The following is a 25,305-nucleotide window of genomic DNA, read 5'->3' as shown; positions in this document are numbered from 1 at the left end:
ACATGCCATGCGAACTGCAATCACTCACCGGCCTCAAGTCACAACTCTGACCGGAGTCCTTAATTGGCCGCACAAAAACAGCGTAACCTGCCGAACGGGCGACGCATTTGCATCGGAGTACGATCGAGCGCTGCGGTTTTTTCCCATCCATTGACCTCGTCCATACCCGCAGACGAACAGCGTATAACGCGAAAGCTTTCCCGAACCGTTTCTTCGATGCGACGCCCGCTCGGACGGAGCATCGTGCGGGCGTATGCAACGCTTACTCAGCTTCGGACGCGGGTTTGGCCTTCTTTTCAGTCTGGGTGTCCGCGTCCTGGGGAGCGGATTTTTTGGCCTCGCGAGCCTTTTGCTGGGCCTTGCGCTGGGTGTCCTGCATCTGCTTAGTCGCCGCGGCGCCGGTTTGGGCGAATGCCACAGGCGCCGACAGGAATGAAAGTGCCACGTAGAAAACGGATGCAAAAACGGGTCCGCGGCGTCCGTTCATATTGATCTCCAGAAGTCGACCGAGTGTCGATATACAGGCAGAACCGGTATCGCGTGCGTTCACAGATGCTGGTAGCCGCTGACCACCCAATTACGCCATTATCCCTGCGGTACGGCCATCACTGGCCGCCAGTGGGCAAGGGAGCCAGGCTCTTCCGCGTGAACTGCGCGATGACATGTAGACGGACTGTAGACCCTGCGCTGAGTGAGCGCTACATGCAACCCGTAACGGATCAACCCGACAAAGATAATGGGTTTGCCTTCGCGGCCTCGCGAACAATTGATTGCCTGCTTGCTGTCGTTAGAACCGATTGCGCTGGCTGGGATCGAATTGCGGATCGGGTGATTGACCGTCACTCGTTCTGCCTGCCGATAGCCTCACGCTCTCATGAAACTGATTTCGCTTATCGTCGAGGTCGTATTCCACGACGCTAGTTGGGTGACTCACCAAGAGCATACTGTTATGAAGGTTGGTGGCACTGCGACCGTGGCTACGTTGTCGGCATTGCTGCTGATACTCGCTCGCACTACGTCCAGCAACTCGCGTATCTTCGCGCGAAGACGGGACACTCCGGTCACACGCAGCCACACCTATGCGTTTGTTCGACGCCTTATTGGTGAGAGTGTGGCTCAGGATTCTGCTGAGGGAGTGGAACATTCATCCCGGGCGACTCTGGACGTGGCTGCGGGGCCGTGGTCCTGTCTTCCCCGGAGCCGGAAGCAGAGGCTGGCGCCATCGCTGCAGGCGGGTTCGGCGCTACGGCAGCGCTAACAAGGAATCCAGCCGATGTAAGGAAGATTGCCGCTAATAACAAAAATTCCATGGTATTTGCCTCGCCAGTGTTAGTGACCCGTGCCGATGCGCGGGCCGGCATCCGCGCAACGCACTTGGTCATCCACACTCTCCTGCGACATGGCAGGTGCCAGCAATTACGCGGTACCGGTAACCTATCTCTGCCCCTTGCCGTTCAAATGACGTATGTCAAATTGTCCGTTCAACGACACGCCCCGAGACAAAAAAGCGCTGAGCGTGCAATCCGGTAGCCAGTTCGACCGGACGATAGTTGTGCCGCAGAGGCTTCCGAGCCGAGTGCGGGTCTGGCCGTAGAAAGCCGACCTGGATTCCCAACCGCGGCCGCGACACGCTTCTTGTCACTTTAAGCGTGAGTCGGTCCGGGCAGTTGGGCCGACCCGTGCGATGTTCGTCCTGATGCCGGGCGGCCCATCATTCCGAGAAAGGTAGACCGGCGCCTCATGCCTTGCGTGCACGAAGATATCTGAAGAACTCTACGCCTTCCTGCAGGCGCCGTTTCATCATCTCCCAACTCACCAGCATCTCGCGGACGATTTCCCAGATCTTTGCTGGTCTGAAATAAAAGCGTTTATAGAACTCCTCAACGCCAACGTAGATCTCTTCGCGCGACAGATGCGGATAGCCAATCGTGGAAGCCTGGGTGCCTGCCGAATTGACGAGGGCGATGACCTTCCCTTCATTCAACCATCCGTTCTCCACCGCTTGCTTGTGAAGGACGGTTCCCGGATAGGGCGCGGCGAGCGACACCTGAATCGTGTGGGGATTGATCTCTTTCGCGTATTTGATCGTCTTCTGGATCGTTTCGTGCGTCTCGCCGGGAAGCCCAAGAATGAACGTGCCGTGGATCTTGATGCCGAGCTTGTGGCAATCGTCGCTGAACTGGCGGGCCATATCGGTCCGCAGGCCCTTTTTGACGTTCACGAGAATCTGATCGTCGCCGGATTCGTACCCGACGAGCAAGAGCCGCAGCCCATTTTCTTTCATCACTTTGAGCGTTGAATAGGGCACGTTCGCCTTGGCGTTGCACGACCACGTCACGCCTAACCTGCCGAGACCGCGAGCGATCTCTTCGGCTCTCGGTCGGAGATCCGTAAAGGTATCGTCGTCGAACATGATCTCCTTGATTTCGGGCATGTTGTCCCTGATCCATTTCACTTCCTCAAGGACGTTCTCGACCGAACGCGTGCGGTAGCGATGCCCCCCGACCGTATGCGGCCAGAGGCAAAAGGTGCACCTCGATTTGCAGCCACGCCCCGTGTAGAGCGACAGATACGGATGCTTGAGGTAGCCGCTGAAGTAGTTCTCCGACGTTAGGTCGCGCTTATAGATGGGCGAGACAAACGGCAACTGGTCCATGTCTTCGAGGATCGGTCGGGCGTTGTTGTGCATGAACCCGCCGTCGGGCAGGCGATAGCTCAGACCGAGAATCGATTCGAACGGCAGGCCCTGCGCGATCTCGCGACAAGTGAAGTCGAATTCTTCACGGCACACGAAGTCGAGTGCGTCGCTCGCGGTCAGTGAGCCATGAGGATCGACGGCGACTTTTGCCCCGATCATCCCGATGAGGATCGTGGGCTTGCGTCGCTTTAAATGCTCTGCAAATTGAACGTCAGTCTGGAACGATGGCGAACTCGTGTGGATGAAGACCAGTTCGTATTGCTGAGCGATGTCGAGTGTCGTATCCAGCGACAAGCCATCTGCGGGAGCATCCACGACGCGGCTATCTTCGATCAGCGCAGCGGGCTGGACAAGCCACGTTGGATACCAGAATGATCGAATCTCGCGCTTCGTTTGGAAGCGGGAGCCCGCTCCGCCATCGAAGCCTTCGAATGAAGGTGCCTGCAGAAACAGCGTTTTCATTCATACCCTCGGAGAGAATAGTCCGCGTGACTGGGATCAGCCACTCGCACGGACTCGCCAGGCATCGGCGATGGTTCGCGAAGTGTTTCGAAGCCTTCAGAAAAGAGACAGGGTTACTGGATAGTTGCTTTGGACGCTCGCCCTCTCCTGCGGGCCTATGGGAACTGGCACGCAGGGATTCGCCTCACCATCCTTTTAAAGCCGCACGACAAGCAGGAAGCAGATCAAGAATACTACGTCTTGGCGTCTCGCCATGGCGAAAAATTGGCCTTCGAGTTGACTCACATTAATAATAAAAAATAACCGAACGCCACCTGTCGGTCGTTGCAGCACGATTGCGTTGAAGACGGAAGGTCGTATAAGCCCGGTGTCTGTGCGCTGCTCAACGAAACGTGAACTAAAAGGTACCGCCCGCGCCGATCGCTCGCCGCGTTTGCCGGCATTAGCGATTCATCCTGTACTAGACTATCTTTGCGGCCTGAGACATCATGCCGCCAGACATCAAGCGGCGACCGGTGCTGCGTGTAGCACCGGGCTGTCTCCAAATCCACTACGGAACGGCCGGCGGCAGGAATGGCACGGATCCGCACGATCACAGCGCTTAGTGCTCCAAAACGGGAGGCGATCCATGACGCAAGATCGAGTCGATACGGATGGTGTTCCTGTTGGCGATGGCCAGCACATTAGCCCGGCCGAATTTTTGCTGATGGCAGGCTTTCTTACGTATCGGGCTCCCATGGCGCCGATCGCTGCCCGAGTTGCGGCCCGACGTGTTCTCGATGCTGTACTCGGGGCAGCGGCGGCTCACGGGTTCGCAGATTCTGACGCTCTCGAGACGATGATGGCGTGCGCCGAAAAGTCTTCGCACATGCGAAGGCTTGCGGAGCAAGCCGCCGCTGCAGTCGGGGATACGGTCGCCTACCTGCGCGTGATTCGCTGCGCCGGCGTCGCGCTGGACGTGGACCCGTAATCAGCTCATCGACGAACGTCGGCGCGTCAAAGCGCTTCTTCTTTGCACCCTCCGGATATTGAACTCGATAAGCGGTTGTGCGTAGCGACAACGATTGAGCACGAGGGCGTTGTCACATTGGCGGTTCGGTCAGGTCAATCGGCGTGATGAAGCAATCGAAATCGCCGCACCAAGAGCGCAGATGCCGGCGGGGGGATTACCGGAGGAGGTAATGGAACGGGAATTAAAGCTGCGGATCCCCAGCGAAGACCTCGACAAGTTGCGTCATGCGCCTTTGCTCGTGCAATCGAAAGGTCAGGCCAAGGCTCCTGCACTCCTCACGAGCACGTACTTTGATACTCCTGCGCTTGCATTTCATTGGTGCAAGGCTTCTCTGCGGGTACGTGCTGTCGGCAACGACAGAGTGCAGACGTTGAAGCTCGAAGGATCGTCGCAGGCAGGCCTCTTCGATCGTGACGAGTTCGAGATGCCCGTCGAGCGCGACACGCCCGATCTGAAGCTGTTGCACGCCCAGATACCCAATGAAAGCGACTGCGGCAAGCTGATTCGCGACGAGACCATTGGTGCCGAGCTAGAACCGGTGTTTGTCACCCGAATCAACCGAGCGGTCTTTCCGCTGCACTTGCAGACCGGTGACGATATTGAAATCGCGCTCGACGAGGGGACGGTCGACGCGGATTCGGGTTCGGTGTCGATCGCGGCGGTCGAACTGGAACTGAAACAAGGTCAGCCTGAAAGCCTGTACGGCGTGGCCTTGGAATTACTCGACACCGTGCCGCTGCGCATCGACCATCGCAGCAAGGCCGATCTCGGCTACGAACTGCTCGTCGCGGCGCACAGCGAGGCGGTAAAGGCGCAGCCGGTGCAACTGCACAAACGCGACTCTGTCGAAGACGCATTCTGCCGGATTGCGCGCAACTGTCTGGATCAGGTACACGCGAACGAAGGCGGCGTCGTGTCCGGCCATGATCCGTCAAGCGTTCATCAGATGCGCGTGGGGCTGCGTCGTTTGCGTTCAGCGCTAGACCTGTTCGCGAGGGTGATTCCCGCTTTTCCCGGCCTCGACGAGGAACTGCGTTGGATCGCCTCTGAGCTCGGCGCCGCGCGCGACTGGGAGGTGCTGACGAAATCGACGCTCGAACACGCCGGCACGAACGGTAATCCGGATGAGATCTTGCCTGTGCGTCAGGCATGTGGACAGATTGCCGCCAACAATCGGCAGCGCGCGGCCGACGCAGTCGAGTCGGTTCGCTACACGCGGCTCGCTCTCCAGCTCGCGCTATGGTTTGACCGAAAGGGCTGGAGAGATGGGATGTCCGACGAACAGCGCGAGGCGATCAGCGGACCCGCCAAGCCGTTCGCCGCGGAGGTGCTGCGTCGTCGGCATAGAAAACTGATCAAACGTGGCAAGGGCTTGGCTAATCTGGACGATCACCGTCGTCACCGCGCCCGCATCGCGGCGAAGAAAGTGCGATACGCCACCGAGTTCTTTGCGTCGGTGTGCCCCAGGCGGGCCGTTCGACATTATGTTGTCTGCCTGACGGCGCTTCAGGATGATCTGGGCTGGCGCAACGATGCCGTTGTCGCCAACCAGCTTCTGCAGTCGCTACCGCGAACATCGCCCGAGGTGGGCTCGGGCTCAGCCTTCGCTCGAGGCTATCTTGCTTCACGCGTCGCAGCCGACCATCAGCCATTGAAGAGGCTGTGGAAGCGCTTCAAACGCCTTTCTCCGCCGAGTTAAAGGTCAGTGACGGGTTGTTGCCACAGGTTGAGCCGTTGTTAGCGACCCAGACACCTCACAGTGCAAAGGCAGCGCTACAGTCCATAATCTGCGGCCGCTGTGCCTCAGCGCTAACTGATGGCCAGGCGATTGCCGGTCACTCGATTAGATGAAGCGCCGAAATGGACCGCTGCGTTTGCGCATGCGGCATGTTCCATTCACTGAAACCTGTCGACGTCGATCACCGCCTGCGAAAATGCCTGTGGCGCTTCCTGCGGAAGGTTGTGGCCGATACCACCCGTGATCGTCCGGTGCTCGTACTTGCCCGTGAACTTTGCGGCATACGCGCCGGGCGGCACGTGAAACGCTCCGTTCGCATCCCCTTCCATGGTGATAGTGGGAACCGTGATGGGCGGCGATGAGGCGAGTCGCTGCTCCAAATCCGCGTACTTTGCCTCGCCTGCGGCGAGAGCCTGGCGCCAGCGATAGTTGTGGATCGTGATGCTGACGTGGTCTGGATTGGTGAAAGCCTTCGCACTGCGCTCAAACGTCGCCTCATCAAAGTTCCACTTGGGAGAAGCTTGTTTCCAGATCAATTTGGCAAAATCATGCGTGTATTTTTCGTAGCCCGCACGCCCACGCTCAGTTGCGAAATAGAACTGATACCACCAAACCAACTCGCTTTCGGGTGGCAACGGCATCTTGCCGGCCTCTTGGCTGCTAATCAGGTAACCGCTGACCGACACCAACCCCTTGCAGCGATCGGGCCACAACACTGCAATGATGTCGGCGGTACGCGCACCCCAATCGAAGCCAGCAAGGATCGCTTTCTGGACGTTGAGCGCATCCATCAGCGAGATGATGTCGACAGCCATGGCCGCTGGTTCACCATTGCGCATGGTGCGATCGGAAAGAAAGCGCGTCGATCCGTAGCCACGCAGATAAGGGACAAGCACTCGATATCCCCGAGACGCCAGCGTTGGTGCAACGTCAACGAAGCTGTGTATGTCGTATGGCCAGCCGTGTAGCAACACGACGGGTGGTCCATCCGCCGGGCCGGCCTCTGCGAAGCCGACGTTAAGGACCCCTGCATTGATCTGTTTGAGTGACGTAAAGGATGAATGGGTGCCCGGCTTGATTAACGGCAACGATGCTGCGTTCGATGCAGCAGCTTGAGCGACGGCAGGCCGCGCCATATCCAATTGGCCAGCAACGAACGCCCATGCCGCCATGTGTGTGAGGCGACGCCGACGTTGATCAATTCCTTCCGACATATCTTCCTCCTGAATCGATTCGGCCAATGGCGAATGCGAGGACGAGCTTGCTGAAAAAAATGATAGGTCGCATTTCGGCGGTGTCGCCGGTGATCCGTGTGCAATGCCCCGGATAGGTTGCATCGATCGAGAGCCTTTGCCGCCAAACTATCGCTGAGTTCTGCCGTGAGTGGCGGGATCCTAGGGTAGACTTACCGGCTCCATTCGCCGTTCACGGTAGTTCCCATGTTCATGAAAGCCCTGCGCGTTGGTCTCGGTCAGTTGATCTTGCTCGGCGACGCGATCAGTCGCCCGCGCCCCCAATCTCGTTCGGCGCAAGGTCAAGCCCGAGTGGAAAAAGAAGCGGCGCGACTCTCGCTCTATCAATTCCACGCATGTCCTTTCTGCGTCAAGACCCGGCGCGCCTTGCATCGTTTGAATGTGCCAATGACGTTGCACGATGCCAAGAACGATTCCGTTGCCCGGCAGCGTTTGCTAACGGACGGCGGCAAAATCAAAGTGCCTTGCCTGCATATCGAAGAAGAGGGGCAATCGCGCTGGCTGTACGAATCCAACGCCATCATCGCTTATCTAGAGGAACGCTTTGCCGGGATCGGCTGATCTACTACGCGAGAGCCCTGGGCATCTGAGCGAAACGCGATACGTTGGACGGGCCGTTGTCTCGAACCTTGGCAGACGTCCGGGCCTTCGCGGATAGCCGACACGCGTTGATCGAGACCAACCTATACTGAACTGACCGTGACACTTTGCACACGGATCAAGCTGTGACTAAGGCTTCCGTTCAGGATCAGCCGCTCGACGATCCTCGTCCGACCCCGCCGAGGCATCCGGATTTGGCGGATTGCTGCCATAGCGGCTGTTCGCCTTGCATTTTCGATTTGTACGATGATGCGCTCGAACGCTATTGGGATGCGCTCGACGCGTGGGAAGCGCGGCACCGACCCTGACCCATGTCGAGAGAAGGCACCTAACTCGAGGTTTCCCTTCTACGTAACGTAGGGACATTACGACTTGAGGCTGCCCGTGCGTTGCCGAAGCTTTAACAATGAATACGCCAGATCGGGGTGATAGGTTTTTAGATAGTTCAAAAGCCGCGTCTTCACGCCCCACTCTGGAAGCTGATAGCTTTGAAATACCAAAATTTCTTCGTTTGACACCTTGTACTTTTTTGATAAATACATCCTCAAAAAATCATTACCGATCAAATTGGCACGATAGAAATTTGCAAACGGGCGTTGACACAGGTATGTCTTATTAAATCCAATAGCAAAAGGCACAAAATCTTTCTCCTTCGCCACCAAGTATGAGAACACGCCCATACTAACCTCTGGCCACTCGGGCCTGAATACATCATCAACCGCAACAATTCCGTCATCCATCACAACGGACTCAGCAAGCTTTAGATCATTGAGAATCGCCTCAAAGTGATGCCCACCATCAATATGAAAAAAGCGAACCCTGCCCACCCTCTCTTCAATGTCACCGGGTAGAACCTCCGACGAGAGTCTTTCATCAATAAATACTTCGCTCGCCTGCACACCGAACTTTGTCAAATTCTGCATGAAGCGATTTTTATTACCGCAACCAGATCCATCGACATTTAGCTCCTGCCTGCCAAATATATCGATGGCGTAGCACCGGCGCCCGCCGTTGCTAAGTGCCATGGGGATGAATGATTTCCCACAATGAACACCGATCTCGGCAACAGCACCAACGATATTATTATCCACCTGATATTTCAAAAGACTGCCAAATATCTCACCGTCACATCTTGCCAACCATCCTTCAACGCCCTCTTTTCCGGCCCGAATGTAGCCATCCAGTTTTTTGTCGATCATAATTCGCCTCCACTTTTGGCGACAATCAACGCGAAGAAGCACGTGGCGCACCCTGCGGCTCATAGCAAACAACAGGCCCTCGTGATCGCCTTGAAAAACGTTCCCTTACGCGTTTGAGGGCCGCAATTGAACGCAGCGCCGAGTGCCCAACGCGCCCGATTTCCCCATAACTACGCAGCGCCATGAACGTGTCCAGCGGCAGATTATTCGTGCTCGCGTCCAGTTCGACTTGCATAAAAAGCGCATGAAGAAAACTCCCCGCGCATGGCGGGACATTCTTCGGCACTCGCCAGCGCCGCAAGAACTCATTCCAAACGTGAATACATACGGCATTTTCGGCCGACCTGGCACACGTCTCCCGAGCTTCAGGTAAGAAGAGGCGCTCAGCTTCCAGATAATGAACGGGGTAAAAGAGCTCACGACCCACAAGCGTCACACGAGTCGGGTTCATCACCGCGAATTGCGTCATCAGGTCAGGCCCAATCGCCCCCCAATCAAAGCTGTATCCTTTAGCCGTCGCCATATGCTCCAGTTCCTGAGCGACCTTCGTATCGGATATGTACAGCACGGCGCCGTTCAATTTGCTCTCGTCTTGGAAGCCAGCCAGCAGCCCTTTCGATTGCCGCTCCAACGGTTCGTACCAACTCGCATCCTTCAAGCAGAACACGTCGGTGTCGAACCACCATCCCGGCTGCTGTGCAAGAACGCGATAGCGATAAATGTCCGTGAATGCCGCCACGGATTGCCGATGGCCGCCTTGGGTGTAAGACAGCACTTCGGTCAAATCGGCGAGCACGCTCGCATCGACCCGCTTCACGCCCATCGGCACGACGAGATCATCGTTGAATGTATGGAGACAAACCTGGATGCCGTGACGCGCGAACGAAGCCAAGCATGCCGACTCGTACCGGCTCAGTGCGGCCCCATGCCAGAAAGAATGCGCATTAATCATTGGATGCCTCGCGCTCCACAAAGTCCACCACCCCAGACGTCGCGCTCAGCGCGACAATCGCTCGCCGCCTCGACGCTCGATCTCTCCCCTGTTGCAAGCCTGATCATCGCGTCGCCCACACATCCCCACGCAAACTGCTGCGCACAACGCTGCCTGGCGCGCTCGGCTTTTGCCACGCATTCGGCGTAATGGTCAGCCACCCACATCAAACAATCTGCACCGCCGCTCGCGCACCTGCCCACCAGAAACGTGCATTCGTCGTCACGCAGATAATCGGTCACGCCGCCGACCTTCGATACGACGATCGGCAGCCCAGTCGCCATGCCTTCCAAGAGCGTGTTATTGGCCGTCGCCTCGAGGAGCGGTAGATACAGCACGTCGCAGCTTACGTACATTCCCCGCAATTCCTCATCGGACAGAGCCGCATACCAGCGCACGTTTTGTCGTTGAGCGAGTGCATGGTGATGCACTGTCGTTCTCGCGCGAAGGGGAACGATGAAATGAAAGCGAAAGCGCTCCAGCATGCCTCTTGTGGCCAGTTCGTCGACAGTCTCTCGAAGCAAGCACACGTCGCGAAGCCAGTCACCACAGAACAACACATTGACAGCGTTCGGGGCGGGTAATGTTCGATGCACCGGGTCTAGCCCGAAGAAATCGATATCTACGCCGTGTGGCACAAAGTGAACATTTCGATGACCGAGGCCATCCGCGAGGAAAGTCACCGCTTCGCGCGAAGGTGCAATGAGCGTGTCGACACTTTCATACACGTTGTGTGTAATGCCCGCTTTGCGCCACCAGGCCGGAGGTTGATGCGATACGCCAGCAATGCGCGTCGCGTCGGGCAACCATTTTCGTGCGCCCGCAAACAGGTCGAACTGATCTTCGAGCGCTTCAAAAAAGACCACATCAAAGTGTCGCTGCATCGCCATCCTGCGTGCCGTGACTTCAAGCAGTCGTCCTTGCCACGTATAGAACGGGCTCCATCCCAGCCGTGCCTCGCGTGCCATTAACCGCGCGCGCAAGCGTCGGCCGATTCGCCACATCAGCACCGCTTCGTGCTCGCGCCATCCCGGCTCGACCTGCGCGACGTCATACCGGGCGCGCAATGCGCCAGACAATGGAGCGAGTCCGCTGTGCCGCCCCAAGTGCGACCATGACGCCCCAATCATCAATAGCCTCAGCGGCGACGATGCGGATTCGTCCGCACCGCTGCCGTGCCGCGCGCCCGAACGCTTCGCGCCTGCCCCATTCATGCTCCCTCCGGTGACGATCGCTGTACGAGTCAGGCTGTCGGCGCAATCGGCGCGGACACGCCCATCCTTGCCTTCCTGCCTTGGTCACTCAACCCCGACGCTCTCCCAACTCCTCGCCAAAGCGCATTGCAGGTTGTGCGTTTGCTGGCGGTTCCACTCGCAGGCCGCTGCACGACTCGCTTTCGCGTAATCTGCGCGCGCGCTGGCGTCAGCGAGCAAATGCACGATCGCTTCCGAAAACGCGCAGGCGTCGTCGTCGGGCACACAAACGAGCGCACGTCCCCGCAACGCTTCCATGCCACGGCTGCCCGTCTCTGAACACACAAGCGGCACGCCCAATGCGAGACATTCCAGCGCCTTAATGTTGATACCCGTGCCCATGCGCACGGGATTGATCGCCACACTGCCGCATGCATAAGCGTCCTCAACATGCGCCACGCGCCCGAGCTTGCGAACGTTGGGTGCATCCGGCACGGCAAAACAAATGTTTCCGGCGAGAACCAATTCGAAGTCAGGAATCTTTTGTTTGATCAGCGGCAGCGCTTCATCGACCACATACGAAACCGCTTCCGCGTTGACCGAATTCTCGGAGCCAACGAAGACAGCCCGGTGAGACCCGGGATCGGCATGTCGCTGCGACACGTCCAATAGATGACTCACCGTCACACCGCGTGAACGCGCGCCCGGCAAGCGGGCGTGGGTCAAGGTCTCCTCGTCGCGCAACCACAGCACGACGTCGGCGCGGTTGAGTCCTTTGCACTCCTCATCGGCAGTGGTTGAAAACCAATCCGGCTGCTTTCCAGCCCGGCGATAGACGAGATGCCTATCCGCGAAACGATCGTTGGCATCGATGATCTTGAGGATGCGTGAGGGAAATACCTCCAGCACACGCGAAAAGAACACATACTCGACCACTACCGCGTCATAGGCATGAGCGCGATCGAGCGCGCACAGCGCATCGGCAATGTCCGGATGACACCAGTCGTCCACTTTCCATACATAGGCAGATTCGCGGTCGGCCAATCGACGAAGCCACCTGAGCGTACGCGGTATGGCACCTGAGGCCGCAAACGTCGAGCGGTAATCCAGACGGTAAAATCGCCTGCCAAAGAAGGCCTGCATAGCCGCTTCGTCACCGGATTCCATCGTGATCCAGGCGAAGTCCACCTCGTGACCAAGCCCGTTCAATGCCTGTGCGAGGGCAAGCACCCGAGCGCGATTGCCCGCAGTCGTCGGATGGGTGGGTATCGGTGAAACCAACAGTATTTTCATGGCAGGGTTCATCCGTGTGTGTCCACCTGGGTCCGCTCGCTGGGTCGACCGGGTTGATCAGGGCTGCTACGGCGTATCAGGGACACCATCTCCACGCATTGATGGCGCGCGGCAAGCGTGACGAAGCCTAAGTAAACCGACACGCCGATGCCCGAAAGCAACGCGAGCCGGGAAACCACAGGCCAATCGCCGAGCGGGAGGTTCAGTCGTGCTATTACGACCGCGGCGCTAGCGACAAGGCACGCCAGCACAAATCGGCCGATCGCTTGCAACAACGCGACGATCGAGACACCGATCAGCCGACGGGCAAGGAAAAAGCTCGGAAGGTTCGCGATCAGCTGCACGCCGACGTAGCACCACACCATGTCGGCAAGCGGCATATCGCGGGCAAGCCAAACGGCGGCCAACACGGCAGGCGTTTTGAAAAGCAGCAGCATGAAGCCGATGTGCGGTTTGCCAATGGCGTTAAACACCGTTCCGTTGTAAAACTCCAGGACTTCGACGGCACCCAAGAGCGCCATGGCCCGCATGATGGGTATGCTGCTTTCCCACCTTCGCCCAAAGCAGAGCAAAGTCATTTCCGGTGCCACGCAGGCAAGCAGGCAAAATGCCGGCACGACAACCGCACTCGTCATCGTCATGGCGTTGTAATAGCCGTTGATCATCGCGTCTTTGCTGGGTGCAATGCGCGAGAACCCGCTATGCGCCACATGGAGAACCGCACCGCATATCGTAGTCATTAAAGACTGGTAGATTTTGGCCCCCACGAGGTAGACGCCGAGCGCAGAAGCCCCCGCTGTCGCCGCAATCAGCAGTTCGACGCCCCGTGTATAGGCGAAAAAGAGAACGTTCGTTCCCAGCTTCGACATCCCGTACACGAACAAGCCTTGCACACCTTTGAATTCAAAGTCAGTGGAGAGCCGCCACTGTCCGTGTAACCATAGCAATGCCGTGTTAACCGCCGTGGCGACCAAACCCTGCGCCACGAGGCTCCATGTGCCGAAATTAAGAAATGCGAGGACCGTGCCGACCACGCCCCCACTCAATGCGGATATGAACGTGCAAATCGCTATCCAGCGATAGTGGAAGTGCCTGCGATGCATGGCCTGTTGACTGAAGCCAATAGCACTCACTAGGAGGGCGATGCCCGAGCCGCGCAGCACGTTTGTCAGGTCCGGCATCTTCATATACATCGCAACGTAGGGAGCTGAGATCCAGAGCCCGGCAAACATTGCGGCGGCCAGCGACAAGTTGATGAAAAAGACGGTATTCAAGACGCCCGGCGTGATACTGGGGCGCTGCACAATCGCTTCGGTCAAACCCTGGTCGACAAAAAGCGTGACAAAACTGAGCACGGCCATGGCCGCCGCAAAGAGACCGAACTCACTTGGCGCCAGCAAGCGGGCAAGAATGGCAAATAGAACGAGCGAAACAAGCTTGCCCCCGGAGCTCTGCAAAAGAGACCAGAAGAGACCGGAGAGCACCTTGAGCCGAAGGTTTTCCATCATGGCCCCTTACCGTGCCCCTGCCCCTGCCGATGACGGATCGCGATAATCCGATCGACAAAAACCACGTCGGTCGAATTCAACCCGATCGGTTGTACGTAGACGCCTTTCTCGTGATCGAACTGGAAGGCAAACGGGCCTCCAGGCACAGGAATTTCGCGGTAGTTCGGCTCCGTCAGTTCGCTTGCCGGCACCTGATTGAAGAGCGTCATCGGAGGATAGGCACCCACGCGCACAAACGCGCCATCGCCCGATCTGCGTTCTCCATCGACTCGCAGACTCACGAACAGGTCCCACGTTCCATCGTGCGGCAATTGATCGAACTTGAATTGCACGGCCCACACGGACGAGTTGCCGTCCATCCTGACCGCGGCGCCGTCGGAAGCGGCGGAGTCCGCCACAATGCGAGCCGAGCCGTAAAGGTTCAGGCCGAGATCCTGATATTCGTGCCAGTCCAAATCGGAAAGCGCCGCCGCGCGCAGCGGCCTCACCGCGCTCGTGCGGTGAATAGCGAGCAACGCATTGAGCGCATCGATATCCCCGCCCTGCCGATACAGCGTGACGTGCTGCTCTCTAATCGTCCCCTTAAGGCGGGTAAGTCGCTTTTCATAGGCCAGTTGCCACCCGGGCGCAACGCGCGCGGCGTCGGCCTCGAACTCGTTGCGGCGGACCAAGATGACAAAGTCGAGCGGCAGGCGCGCGAGCCTCACGCGTGCAAGGAGCGTCGGGTCGTCGCTCACGGAACGCTCGGCCAAATCGAAAAGCCGATCTGCGCGCACGACGAACGACGTCGAGTACATCCTCATGGTGACCGGCGTCTTCTCGGACATCACGTCGCCACTTGCGCCCAGCGCGGCATGCATGAGGTCGATATACGCGAGAATGTGCGGCGCGGCGGGCCCGAAATAGTCTCGACAGTATTGCGCGACCAGCTCATGGGGATCCTCAGCGGGATTCCACAGCAAGCGCGCAATGAGCCATACCCTGAGACTCGCGAACTCCGCGCCCGGGGTTTCCCAGCTGCCTTCAGCAAAATACCCCATGACGTGCGGTAAAGACGCCAGAAAGCGGATGCTGGCACCGATGGGATAGATATTCGGCGTCGGCTGCAGATAGCCGCCGAAATTTGTGATGTGATCCCAGACCAACACGTGCTTCGCGATTGCATTCCACCTCGCGATCTCTTCGCCCAACGCCAAGTTGCGCCCCTCGTTCAAGGCGGTGCTGTAATCGACTTGAATCGTCATCGGATTGACGAGGAGGTAGTCGGGTACCGTCATGCCTTCGGGCGCGGCAAATCCCCAGTGATAGGCGTCGAATGCGAGCTTCGCCCCAGGCATCTTCGCTCGCACTTGTTGGGCGACATCGCTCATCATGTCGAGCAGTGGCGCCGAAGCGCGGCCACCATGCCGATCGGCGAAAGCACGGCTCGCCGCATCCATGTCCCACCCCCAATCCATCGACCGGACGCCGAACCAGACATTGCGGTAATCCGGCAAAGCCTTGAGCCGCTTCACGATGTTGGCCGCGATAATGCGGCGCACGTCGGCATTCATCATGGCGAGCTGCCCACCCGCGTACCAGTCGGGGTGGCGATCAAGGTACTCGTCTCTGGGCAAAAGATCCCAAAACGTCGCTTCACCGGCTTTCGCCAACCAGCTGTGATCCCAGTCGTCGAGCGCGGGTGGCGAGGCCAAGAACGATGGACCGTGCGACTCGCCATTGAGCAAATTGTGGGCGCGAAACACTTTGTCCTGCCCTTCGCTGCTCAGCACTTCTCGATAAGCGAAATGGGGGACCTCACGCGCATTGATCGCGTCGATCCGAAGTACGGGGCGCGATGGCACATACGTCGCATCAGGTGCCAGCCATTTGACGCCCAACACACGATCCATGAACCAGTTGACGCCGTACATCGTGCCGCGCGATGACGAGCCGGCGATCACGATCTGCCCACGTGCCGTGCAGATGATGAAGCCGTCCCTCGGAAGCGTATCGAAGCGCGCCGAAGGGCACAGCGCTAACGCCAGCTGATTGTCACGGCCGATCACGATCCGTGGCCGCTCCTGCAATCGAAGCGCCTCATCATCATTGGCTATGGGGCGAAACTCGGCCCCCGTCATGCGCAACAGATAATCGGCCAATTCGTCGGCCGCCTGCCGCGTCATCGCGTCCGCTTTTGCACCTACGTATATGCGGTAACGTGCAACGCCGTGGTCCGCTAGGGTCAACTGCGGAGACGGTGGTGGCGCAGAGTGCGGTGTGGATGCTGCTGCAGAAGATACGCTGTTATCGGCCGAAAAAGCCGGTGACGGCCCGAGCCAAGTCGCCACGATGATCGCCGCGGCATACCTCACCCATGTGCGATCCGGTGTGCACCTGACGTGCGAAGAGGCGCGAAGACGCGCAAGGCAGACCGTGCGAGAAAACGCGTGACAGTTGGGCATGCCATTTACCTTTGCAACCGGTGGAGGCCCGGCGGCCACGCAAGCGGGACGCGGAACTTCTTGCTGAAGCGCAGCAGGCTGTGCAAATGGTGGCGTGCGGCGCTCGTCAGCGGCCCTTGCGCGGACGCGCGTTGATGCTCGTGCACGAGGCGGGCACCGGGCACGCATGCCACCCGATAACCGGCTTGCCAGATTCGTGCGCAAAGATCCACGTCCTCCATGAAGAGGAAATACATCTCGTCCATTCCACCCAGTTCTTCATACAGTGCACGGCGCACGATGAAGCCCGCCCCCATCACCCAGTCGGCATCGAACGGCACGCCCGGATTCCACGCTTCCATCATCAAATGGCGAGCCATGCGTTCATGCAGCAGATCGAGTTTGCCGAGCGGGGTGCGCCGGCCCACGATATCGAGCATGCTGTAAAAGCGCCGGGCCGAGTACTGGCGCTCGCCATTGGGGTACGTCAATTCGAGCCCGACGAGGCCAACCTCGGCACGCGCCTTCATCACTTCGATGGCTTTCTCAATGCTGCTGTCGATGACATAGGTGTCGGGATTCAGCACAAGAACGAATCGATGCAAACAGGCCGCAATGCCAAAGTTCACCCCAGCGCCGAAGCCACGGTTCATGTAGGGATGGAGCAGACGAACGGGCTGCGGGAGGTGCTGGCGCAGTTGGCGGTACGAATCGTCGGGCGATGCGTTGTCGACCACCACGACGTTCTCGGCTTGCGCGATGTCTCGTTCGAGTAACGACGAGACACATCGCGTCGTGAGCTTCGGCGTACGAAAATTGACGATGACGACGTTCATGTCGCGGGTGGCTTCCATCTTCCCCCCTCATCAGCAATGTGCTTGCAGGCGTCAAACGCGAAGATGCCCACTCAAGTGCGGTGCGACGCCTGCTCAATCAGATCCCATAACATCTTTGACGAGCGGTCCCAGTCGAACTGCTGAGCGCGTTCAATGCCTCGCTCGATCAAGCACTCACGAAGCGCGTCGTCCTCTGCAAGACGGTTCATCGCCTTCGCAATATCGGCGACCGAATACGGATCGACCGTGAGCGCGGCGTCGCCGGCAATTTCGGGCATCGACGAAATGTTCGACGTCAGAACTGGAACTCTCGAGGCCATACCCTCGAGAATCGGAAGACCGAATCCTTCATACAGCGAGACGAAAGCCACGAAGAGCGCGCCACGATAAAGCGGCGGCATGTCTTGGTGCTCGATGTTGCCGGCGAACGTGAGCCGCCACGAAATGCCGAGCTCGTGTGCGCGTGCTCTTAGTGCTAAATCCGGTTCACCTGTGCACACCAAGTGAATGCCCCGCGCGGGCAGCGTCGAGCCTGCGTAGGCACGAAGCAAGCGATCGATATTCTTGTAGCTTCTTCGATTACCGGGATACAGCACATAGGGATAAGGCAATTCGATTCGGTTGTCGTTGGCTGTGAATGCCGCGTCTACGCCGTTGTACACCCTGTGCACACGTGAACGATCGATGTGGGACCACGCAAGAAACTCGTTACGTGTGAAGTCGGACACGCACACGATCTCCGTGCAGCGATGAAACATGCGCCTGAAAATCAGATCGTAATACGCGCGATGCCAGCGCGAATAATGATGTAAATGCGTGAGATCGTGGACCGTCACGATCGAAGGCCGGTTTGTCCATGCAGGCGGTACGAAGCCGGGGCTCCAAAAGACGCCGTCACCCGCTTCGTGATCGAGTGCACGAGCGATTGCGAACGCCGACAGCGGACTGCCGGGGCTCGCAGCGATCGTAAGCGGGGAAATGTGCACCTCCTTCGGGGCGCGCTTGAGGTATGCCGACATCACAGTGCCGATGCCAGTCCCATGTGGCCAGCGAAGATCCGCATGAACGTGGTAGCTGCAGGCCCCCTGTTGGGGGCGTTGCACTGAAGGGGTATTGAGTTCGGTGTCCATGATCGGCGACGTTCAATCCATCCAGCCAAGGATCCGCTGCGTAGCAGCAATCCAGTAATAGCGCGCCCGTGCGATATCGCCTTTCAATACCGACAGTGCGCATCCGATCGCTGGGCGTGCAGCCGAATAAAGCACAAAGAACAACGGATAGTGGTTGACGGAGAGCACGCGCCCGAAGCCACGGTTGTACAAGCGTCCGCGAAGGTAGGCCCGGTCGTCGTAGCTCGTGATCGGCTCGCAATGGTAGATTCGCAGCGAGGGCTCGTATCGCACCGGATATCCCGCGCGCAGCACACCGAGCAGGAAATGCACCTCTTCCCCGGATCCCCAGCGAGAGCCTGAACCCACGCCGAGCTGTTCGTCGAATTCCGCGACGGCGTAAATCGCGCCGCTGCGCACGAAGATAGTCGGCGATGTGGCGCTGATCCAGATGTTGTAACGGTTCAATAAGTGCGTGGATTTGGCCCAACGCCCGTGGGACGGGGCACCGTTAGGATCAATGCAGCGGCCTGTGACGCCCACGAGATGCGATTCGGCTGCAAGTCGAGCGGCAACGAATTCAAGCGTTTGCGGCGGATACCAGCAATCGTCATCGGGAAAACCCACTACGTCGCCTCGTACGGCTCTGAGCCCGACGTTGCGTGCCCGCGATAAGCCCTTTTTTGACCGCAAATAAACGATATCGAGCAACTCGCGGTATCGCTGCACGATCTTCCCAACACGGTCATCGGGATTCTGGTCGACAACGATCACTTCGAAATTTCGATGCGTCTGCTCAGCAAGCGAGCGGAACAGGCGCTCGATTTCGGCCTCACGACCGAGCGTGGCCACGATCAACGAAAATTTCATGTCACGCTCCTTTGACGAGAGCCGGATAGTGGCGCTATGGCGGCGAAACGCATGGCACGCAAGTCGTGCGTTCCCCATCGTTGCATGTAGCGCCCGTACGATACGAGATAGCCAAGATAGAACCAGACGGTTTCGTTCTGATGCATAGGATTCGTCAACGACCATGCCGCGATCGGCGCGACGCAACCAATGACCGACCAGCCGAGACCGAAACCACAGAAGTACATCAGCCAGGCAAGAAGGCCGGGGATGCCCGCAATCAGCATGAAGTCGAGCGGCGCGCAGAAAATGGAGTTGGCGCCCACCCCTAGCCCCCTGATAAAAAACGCCGCCTGCGCAAAATAGCCTTCGACAAAACCGAAGCCATACCCGAGCCAGTTGCGATCGAGAAGCCCGATACTGGTGACAAGTGCGAATCCGCGCTCTTCCTGGAGGCGAGTACTCAGCACTTGGCCCGACAATTCAGGGGCAAAGAGATAGGCGAACGTCGCGGCACCCATGGCAAGCAACAGCCCCTTCATTACGCGATGTCCCTTCAATTGCGTGATGATCGCGATACCGTAAGCCACCAGCACGGACTTCGAGCCGCTTGCCAGTGCGTTGGCAACCCCAAAAGCGAGAAACATCATTGCGTCGACTGGTCTTCGACGGGACTGCAGGAAGACGACATAACTAGCCGCAAAGAAATAAAAGGAGAGCCAGTTACGTTCGATAAATGAGCCATTGATGGCACCCGGCGTGTGCTCGACTGGGCGGTATAGCACCGGGACCTTATATATTTGCAGTCCAATCTGGACAAGAAGAAATGCCGCGATCGCGAGATAACCAAACGGCAAGCGCTTGCCGCTTGCATACCGCCACCCGTAATACCGCCCTAGCAAAAAAAACGCTGGATAGACGATCGCGAATTTGATGATTTGCTGGCCTTCCTTCATACGCGGGAAGTCCCCCACAAACGTCAGCCACAAAGCAGTCGAAAGGAACAAGCCGTAGACGAACACCTCGCGCCCCGTCACGGCAATCTTTCGCTGCGCGAGCAGGACGATGAGGCATGCGGCAGCCCACACCTGATTCAGTTGTGCGCCGTTGATCTGAACGACTTCGATCGACAATAAAACGAGGCCGACGATCAGCATCAAATCGCTGCCATCGAATGTGGCGAACTCTCGCGGCTGATGACGCGGCACGAGCCCGGCCCAGTCAGCCTCGGAATCATCCATTGCTCGCATGGCCAGTTCACCTCGATCCGTAGTACGTTCCATAGCCCATCTTGCTTTGAGGCACGTCCGTCAGCAGCACACCGCTCACGTTGAGACCGGCAATGCGCAAACGCCGCTCGGCTTCGACGATGTCGGCGGCCGTGTGTCGGCCATGCCGCATCGCGAACAAGGTCATGCCGGCGTACTTGGCGAGAATCGTCGCATCGGCCACGGGCAGGATCGGCGGCGCGTCGATGACGATCACGTCGTAACACGTGGCCAGCGCATCGAGCAGGTCTTTGCAGCGCTCGCTCATCAGCCATTGAGTAGGATGAAGCGGCTTCTTGCCACGCGGCAGCAGATCGAGCCCAGGTGCTGCGCGGCGATGGATGACAGCATCGGCTTGCTCGCCCGCAATCGCATCGGAGAATCCCGGCTCGGATCGCAGACCGAAGTATCGATTGACGTCGCCGTCGCGAAAGTCTGCGTCGACGAGTAGCACGCGCTGCCCCCCGGCAGCCAGAACGGCGGCGAGATTGGCAGCGATAAACGATTTGCCGACGTCCTGGCAGGCCCCTGTCACGAGAATCATGTTGTTGGCCAATGGGGGCTTGCAGAACAGCGGCGACGTTTGCACCGTGCGAATCGCTTCGATCGCCGCGTCATCGGGTGCCTGAAAGGCAAGCAGGTGTTGACCCTCGCCGCCGCGCCGCAAGCTGCGTCCAAGCTTCGCCTGCCGGGCGCTGTGAGGCACCACCGAGTAGACGGGGGCGCCGAGCATGTGCTCAATCTCCCACGAGTTTTCGATGGCAGGTTTGATTCCACGCCGCACGAACGGCGCGAGCACGCCGAGCGTCAACGCGAGTATCACCGAGATGCCGGCGACGATCAGCTTCTTCGGCTTGGCTGGCCGTGTAGGCTTCATTGCCCAATCGACGACCCTGACGTTGCCGACTTCTCCGGCCGCGGCAATGCTCAGCTGCTGCGCCGTCTTCAGCATCGTCATGTACAGCTCGGTGTTGACGCGAACGTCGCGCTGCAACCGCAGCGCCTCTTGCTCGGTATTGGGCAGGCTCAGGACTTTGTCAGCAAGGCTGCGCTGATAGGCCTTCAGGGCCTCGATGTCGCCGGTAAGTGCGACGATGTCCGGATATTGATCAAAAAAGCGCTGAGCGAGCTCATTCCGTTTTTGCTCCAGCTGGATCTGCTTTGTTTTAGCGTCGACGATCTGCTCGAGCAGCAGTTCGCTCTCGCGATCCAGATTCACGGTGCCGTGCGCATTTCTAAATGCGTTGTACGCATGCTCCGCTTCCTCGAGGCGGGCTTTGGTCTCGGGCAATTGAGTATCGAGGAATGCCAGTGTCGTACGCATCTCCTCCTTCTTGTGCTCGGCGTTCTGGGTAGCGTAGACGCGGGCCACCTCGTTCACGATTCCGGTAATGCTGGCACTGCGCTCGCCTTCGAGCGAGACGCTGAGGATCCCTGCATCCTTGCCGAGTTGCTCCACCACCAACTGGTGCTGCAGCTTGGCAATCGCATCGAGCTTGGGCAGGCGTTTGATGACAAAGCGCATCCCGGAGTTCGCCACCAGCTCATCGACTCGGATGGACAGCCTTTCGCCGCCGTCGAAGCCGGTTGTTGGTTGACCTACGACGCCGCTCGCGACAATGTCGCCGTCTTTGTTTGTCAGTGTGTAGCGGCCATGTTGTCCCGCCACCAGTGTGTACTGCGAATCATAGGGGGCGTTGAATACGGAGACGTCGATGCGTTCGCCCCCCCATGCAAAGCCCGTCATCCCCATCAACGGCGTGGATAAGCGATCTTGCTTGGCGTGTAACGCGACGGACTTGCCGAAGAGCGGAAAGAAAACGGGTGTCGCCTCGATATCGAGATGAAGATCATTCACGGTTCGCTCGAGCACGAGCCGCGAGCGAACTAGCTCCGTCTCGGTCGCCGCAGCGGCAGACGGCTCGAAAGTCGGGTGCGGCACGCTCCGATCGGGCCACCTGGTATCGTTGCGCGCGCCACCGTTCGGGTCCTCGACCTGGATCAACACGTCGGCGCGAAACACGGGAGGCGCGAGCAACAGATAGCTGAGCCCCGCCAAGACGACAAGCCCGGCAACCAGCACCACGAGTTTCCAGTTTTGCAAGACGATCGCTACGTTTCTCGCAATCGGTGTGCTGTCACCGTCGCGCGAAGGCGGCTCGATGGGGGGATACGTCGTGTGTACGCTCATGACAATCGGCTCTCACCCGGTTGTGCGAGCCACACCTCGATGCGTGACGGCTCGTCGTTCGATATTCCCTTTCCAAATACTTCGGATTCCTAACTATTCGGAGACCTAAATATTGACCAGACATCGCCGTGACGCGACCAGCGGTGCGCGAGACCTATGGAGTAACCTGCTGAAACGAAGGGACTCCGCCCACGAGGCTTAGCGCCATTGGGTCGGTTGGCCTTGCGATAGGTGAGTTCGGAGAAGGCAGTACGCAGGGTTGGTTGCGCGCGGCCGAGGCGCCGTTATGCTTCTCATGTCAAATGCGGCGTCGCTGCGCAGAAGAAACCGTGACTACCGGGCGTCCGAGATCTGTCACACCATCCGTTTCGCTGACCGGTACAGTCGCCTGTTGCCTGCCGCACTGGGCAAGACGAATTGCGAGCCGCCTGTCAGTTCTGGATTCTATGAAAGCGATGCCGCGGTAGCGGGAAGTGTCGCCAAATCATGGGACTTTGTCCGATGCCCTCTCTAAGAAATGAGTTTTGAGGGTCTGCGCATTGTATGAGGCTCGTCGCGTACAAAAACGTCGCACCTTCGATTGGGGTCTCTCCTTGACGACAAACCATCGCTAGAACAGGACGCTGCTGCGATGGGTCTTACCTTCAATGACAACGTTGGTCGAAAAAGACGGAGTCTCGTATGCCACGAGCACCCGCGTCTTTCGCAGACCAGATTTCGTCCCGCCGCAAATCCACGCGCCGCGAAACAATGTCTTGCAGCTAACCTCGCTGCGGTTTAAGACGACCGGTCATATAATGGCGCCCATGAACGCTCGCCGCACCGAAGACTTTCGCGAAAAACTGCTCGAAGCAGGTGTCACGCTCTTTGCCGAAAAGGGCTTTCACGGCACTGGCGTGAGAGATATCGTCGAGCGTGCGGGCGTCCCCAAAGGCTCGTTTTACAACTACTTCGACAGCAAGGAAGCGTTTGCCGCGGCCATCGTGCGACATTACGCCGATGAACAGGCGGCCGAGTGGCAGCAGCATTCGCGACAGGCGGACTCGCCCGATCCGCTGCTGGCGCTGCGCACCGTCTACGAGCGGATCGCGGCCGATTACGAAGCTTGCGAAGATCGATGCGGGTGTCTGCTCGGCAACTTTGCGGGCGAAATCGCGCAGTCGAGCGCACTGTGCCGCGATACCGCGCGCCAAACTGTCGATGAATGGCGCGTCGGCTTTGCCGACTACCTTCGTCGGGGCCAGAACTACGGCTCAGTGCGGCAAGACTTGTCGGCAGATTCCATGGCCGACTTCTTCTGGAATGCCTGGGAAGGCAGCCTCTTGCGAATGAAGTTGGAAGACTCCGTCGAACCGCTCAAGGCCTGCGTGCACCTGATGTTCGACCAATTCTTCAAGCCCACCTCCTGACGTTTCGATCCTGATGGTGTTCCCTTTTCCTGCCGGGTCTTCGTGTTTTCAGGTCGCATTTAAGACGACCGGTCATTTCATTTACCCTACAAACGCCCATGCAAAACTTCACATTCCACAACCCCACCAAGATTCTTTTCGGTGAAGGACAAATCGCCGCACTCGACGCCCACGTCCCTCGCGACGCGCGCGTGCTCATCACCTCCGGCGGCGGCAGCATCACGCGCAACGGCGTGCTTGCGCAAGTTGAAGCGGCGCTCGGCAACCGCACGCACTTCATCTTCAGCGGCATCGAACCGAACCCGACCTACGAAACGCTGATGCAGGCCGTCGCGTTGGCGCGCGAAGAGCGTATCGACTTCCTGCTCGCCGTGGGCGGCGGCTCGGTCATCGACGGCACGAAGTTCATCGCCGCGGCGCTCAAGTTCGAAGGCGAACCGTGGGACATTCTGGCGAAGCAAGCCCCGGTCACCGACGCGATGCCGTTCGGCAGCGTCCTCACTCTGCCCGCAACCGGTTCTGAAATGAACAGCGGCAGCGTGATCAGCCATCGCGCGAAGGGCGACAAGCTGCCGTTCATGAGCGATGCGACGTTCCCCGTCTTCTCGGTGCTCGATCCGACGACGACCTACTCGTTGCCGCCGCGGCAAATTGCCAACGGCGTCGTCGATGCGTTCGTGCATGTGATGGAGCAGTACATGACCTACCCCATCAATGCAAACGTGCAGGACCGCTTTGCCGAAGGACTCCTCACCACGCTGATCGAAGTTGGTCCGCGCGCGCTGGCCGAACCGCACAACTACGAGGTGCGGGCGAACCTGATGTGGACGGCCACCCTGGCGCTCAACGGCCTCATCGGCGCCGGCGTGCCGGCGGACTGGGCTACGCACATGCTCGGCCATGAGATCACAGCACTTCACGGTCTCGATCACGCCCAGACGCTCGCCGTCGTCTTGCCCGCCATGCTGACGGTACGCCGCACGCAAAAGCACGGCAAGCTGCTGCAGTACGCCGAACGCGTATGGAACATCACTGAAGGGACCGAAGAGGAACGCGTCACCGCGGCCATCACGGCCACGCGCGATTTCTTCGAGCGCATGACCGTGCCGACGCGCCTGCGCGATTACCAGATCGGCAGCGATTCGATCGACACGCTGATCGCCAAGCTGCAAGAGCATGGCATGACTGCATTGGGCGAGCGCGCTGATGTCACGCCTGAAGTCAGCCGCAAGGTGTACGAACTGGCCGTCTAAGCCGGCTTGTCGCTTGCACT

General features: G+C 58.7%; 20 protein-coding genes. 6 read left to right on the top strand and 14 right to left on the bottom strand.

All coding sequences use genetic code 11. From position 1 onward, the window contains the following. Positions 1-262 precede the first annotated feature (262 nt). Both VL598_RS09680 and hpnJ read right to left on the bottom strand, forming a co-directional pair. Positions 263-487 (bottom strand): hypothetical protein, encoded by a 225-nt coding sequence (locus VL598_RS09680; protein WP_325326494.1) that lies wholly within the window; start codon positions 485-487, stop codon positions 263-265. 1,251 nt (positions 488-1,738) lie between these two features. Beyond that, complete coding sequence (gene hpnJ, locus VL598_RS09675; RefSeq protein ID WP_325326493.1) at positions 1,739-3,160, bottom strand: hopanoid biosynthesis associated radical SAM protein HpnJ; 1,422 nt, start codon at positions 3,158-3,160, stop codon at positions 1,739-1,741. Between the two features lie 628 nt (positions 3,161-3,788). Between hpnJ and VL598_RS09670 the strand changes: the two genes are divergently transcribed. Both VL598_RS09670 and VL598_RS09665 read left to right on the top strand, forming a co-directional pair. Further along, positions 3,789-4,130 (top strand): hypothetical protein, encoded by a 342-nt coding sequence (locus VL598_RS09670; RefSeq protein WP_325326492.1) that lies wholly within the window; start codon positions 3,789-3,791, stop codon positions 4,128-4,130. Positions 4,131-4,341: 211 nt separating this feature from the next. Beyond that, positions 4,342-5,871, top strand: coding sequence for a CYTH and CHAD domain-containing protein (locus VL598_RS09665; protein ID WP_325326491.1), 1,530 nt, complete (start codon positions 4,342-4,344; stop codon positions 5,869-5,871). A gap of 197 nt (positions 5,872-6,068) precedes the next feature. Here VL598_RS09665 and VL598_RS09660 read toward each other — a convergent pair whose 3' ends face one another. Continuing rightward, complete coding sequence (locus VL598_RS09660; RefSeq protein ID WP_325326490.1) at positions 6,069-7,124, bottom strand: alpha/beta hydrolase; 1,056 nt, start codon at positions 7,122-7,124, stop codon at positions 6,069-6,071. 330 nt (positions 7,125-7,454) lie between these two features. Between VL598_RS09660 and VL598_RS09655 the strand changes: the two genes are divergently transcribed. Both VL598_RS09655 and VL598_RS09650 read left to right on the top strand, forming a co-directional pair. Further along, a complete protein-coding gene (locus VL598_RS09655; RefSeq protein WP_325326489.1) occupies positions 7,455-7,724 on the top strand; it encodes a glutaredoxin family protein in 270 nt (89 codons plus the stop codon). Between the two features lie 164 nt (positions 7,725-7,888). Further along, the gene (locus VL598_RS09650; RefSeq protein WP_325326488.1) at positions 7,889-8,071 is read left to right on the top strand and encodes an oxidoreductase-like domain-containing protein; all 183 of its coding nucleotides are present in this window, start codon (positions 7,889-7,891) and stop codon (positions 8,069-8,071) included. A gap of 57 nt (positions 8,072-8,128) precedes the next feature. Here VL598_RS09650 and VL598_RS09645 read toward each other — a convergent pair whose 3' ends face one another. From VL598_RS09645 to VL598_RS09595, 11 genes are all read right to left on the bottom strand, one after another. After that, positions 8,129-8,962, bottom strand: coding sequence for a class I SAM-dependent methyltransferase (locus VL598_RS09645; protein ID WP_325326487.1), 834 nt, complete (start codon positions 8,960-8,962; stop codon positions 8,129-8,131). Positions 8,963-8,987: 25 nt separating this feature from the next. Then, the gene (locus VL598_RS09640; protein WP_325326486.1) at positions 8,988-9,854 is read right to left on the bottom strand and encodes a hypothetical protein; all 867 of its coding nucleotides are present in this window, start codon (positions 9,852-9,854) and stop codon (positions 8,988-8,990) included. A gap of 56 nt (positions 9,855-9,910) precedes the next feature. Continuing rightward, entirely contained in the window at positions 9,911-11,167 is a 1,257-nt protein-coding gene (locus VL598_RS09635) for a glycosyltransferase family 4 protein (RefSeq protein WP_325326485.1), read from the bottom strand. An 84-nt stretch (positions 11,168-11,251) separates the two neighbouring features. Continuing rightward, positions 11,252-12,439 carry a glycosyltransferase gene (locus VL598_RS09630; protein WP_325326484.1) on the bottom strand — a complete coding sequence of 396 codons (1,188 nt, stop codon included), beginning with the start codon at positions 12,437-12,439 and terminating at the stop codon, positions 11,252-11,254. Between the two features lie 8 nt (positions 12,440-12,447). Beyond that, positions 12,448-13,947, bottom strand: a complete 1,500-nt coding sequence (locus VL598_RS09625; RefSeq protein WP_325326483.1) for a lipopolysaccharide biosynthesis protein — start codon at positions 13,945-13,947, stop codon at positions 12,448-12,450. Next, the gene (locus VL598_RS09620) at positions 13,944-16,277 is read right to left on the bottom strand and encodes a DUF4838 domain-containing protein (protein WP_414718690.1); all 2,334 of its coding nucleotides are present in this window, start codon (positions 16,275-16,277) and stop codon (positions 13,944-13,946) included. Before VL598_RS09620 ends, VL598_RS09625 begins: the two co-directional genes overlap by 4 nt. Before the next feature lie 119 nt (positions 16,278-16,396). Next, entirely contained in the window at positions 16,397-17,224 is an 828-nt protein-coding gene (locus VL598_RS09615; RefSeq protein ID WP_325326481.1) for a glycosyltransferase family 2 protein, read from the bottom strand. 53 nt (positions 17,225-17,277) lie between these two features. Then, positions 17,278-18,336: a glycosyltransferase family 1 protein gene (locus VL598_RS09610; protein ID WP_325326480.1), complete on the bottom strand. Its 1,059-nt coding sequence runs from the start codon at positions 18,334-18,336 to the stop codon at positions 17,278-17,280. 12 nt (positions 18,337-18,348) lie between these two features. Beyond that, positions 18,349-19,185 carry a glycosyltransferase family 2 protein gene (locus tag VL598_RS09605; protein ID WP_325326479.1) on the bottom strand — a complete coding sequence of 279 codons (837 nt, stop codon included), beginning with the start codon at positions 19,183-19,185 and terminating at the stop codon, positions 18,349-18,351. Next, positions 19,182-20,447, bottom strand: a complete 1,266-nt coding sequence (locus VL598_RS09600; protein ID WP_325326478.1) for a hypothetical protein — start codon at positions 20,445-20,447, stop codon at positions 19,182-19,184. The genes VL598_RS09605 and VL598_RS09600 overlap by 4 nt, the downstream gene beginning before the upstream one ends. After that, a complete protein-coding gene (locus VL598_RS09595; RefSeq protein ID WP_325326477.1) occupies positions 20,422-22,623 on the bottom strand; it encodes a GNVR domain-containing protein in 2,202 nt (733 codons plus the stop codon). Before VL598_RS09595 ends, VL598_RS09600 begins: the two co-directional genes overlap by 26 nt. An 806-nt stretch (positions 22,624-23,429) precedes the next feature. Between VL598_RS09595 and VL598_RS09590 the strand changes: the two genes are divergently transcribed. Both VL598_RS09590 and yqhD read left to right on the top strand, forming a co-directional pair. Then, positions 23,430-24,032: a TetR/AcrR family transcriptional regulator gene (locus tag VL598_RS09590; protein ID WP_325326476.1), complete on the top strand. Its 603-nt coding sequence runs from the start codon at positions 23,430-23,432 to the stop codon at positions 24,030-24,032. 98 nt (positions 24,033-24,130) lie between these two features. Next, complete coding sequence (gene yqhD, locus VL598_RS09585) at positions 24,131-25,285, top strand: alcohol dehydrogenase (protein ID WP_325326475.1); 1,155 nt, start codon at positions 24,131-24,133, stop codon at positions 25,283-25,285. Positions 25,286-25,305: the final 20 nt, after the last annotated feature.

This window comes from Trinickia sp., from assembly GCF_035492435.1.
Taxonomy (GTDB): Bacteria; Pseudomonadota; Gammaproteobacteria; order Burkholderiales; family Burkholderiaceae; genus Trinickia.
The sequence above is the reverse complement of the archived record's forward strand: the minus strand, read 5'-3'. Positions and strand labels throughout refer to the sequence as shown.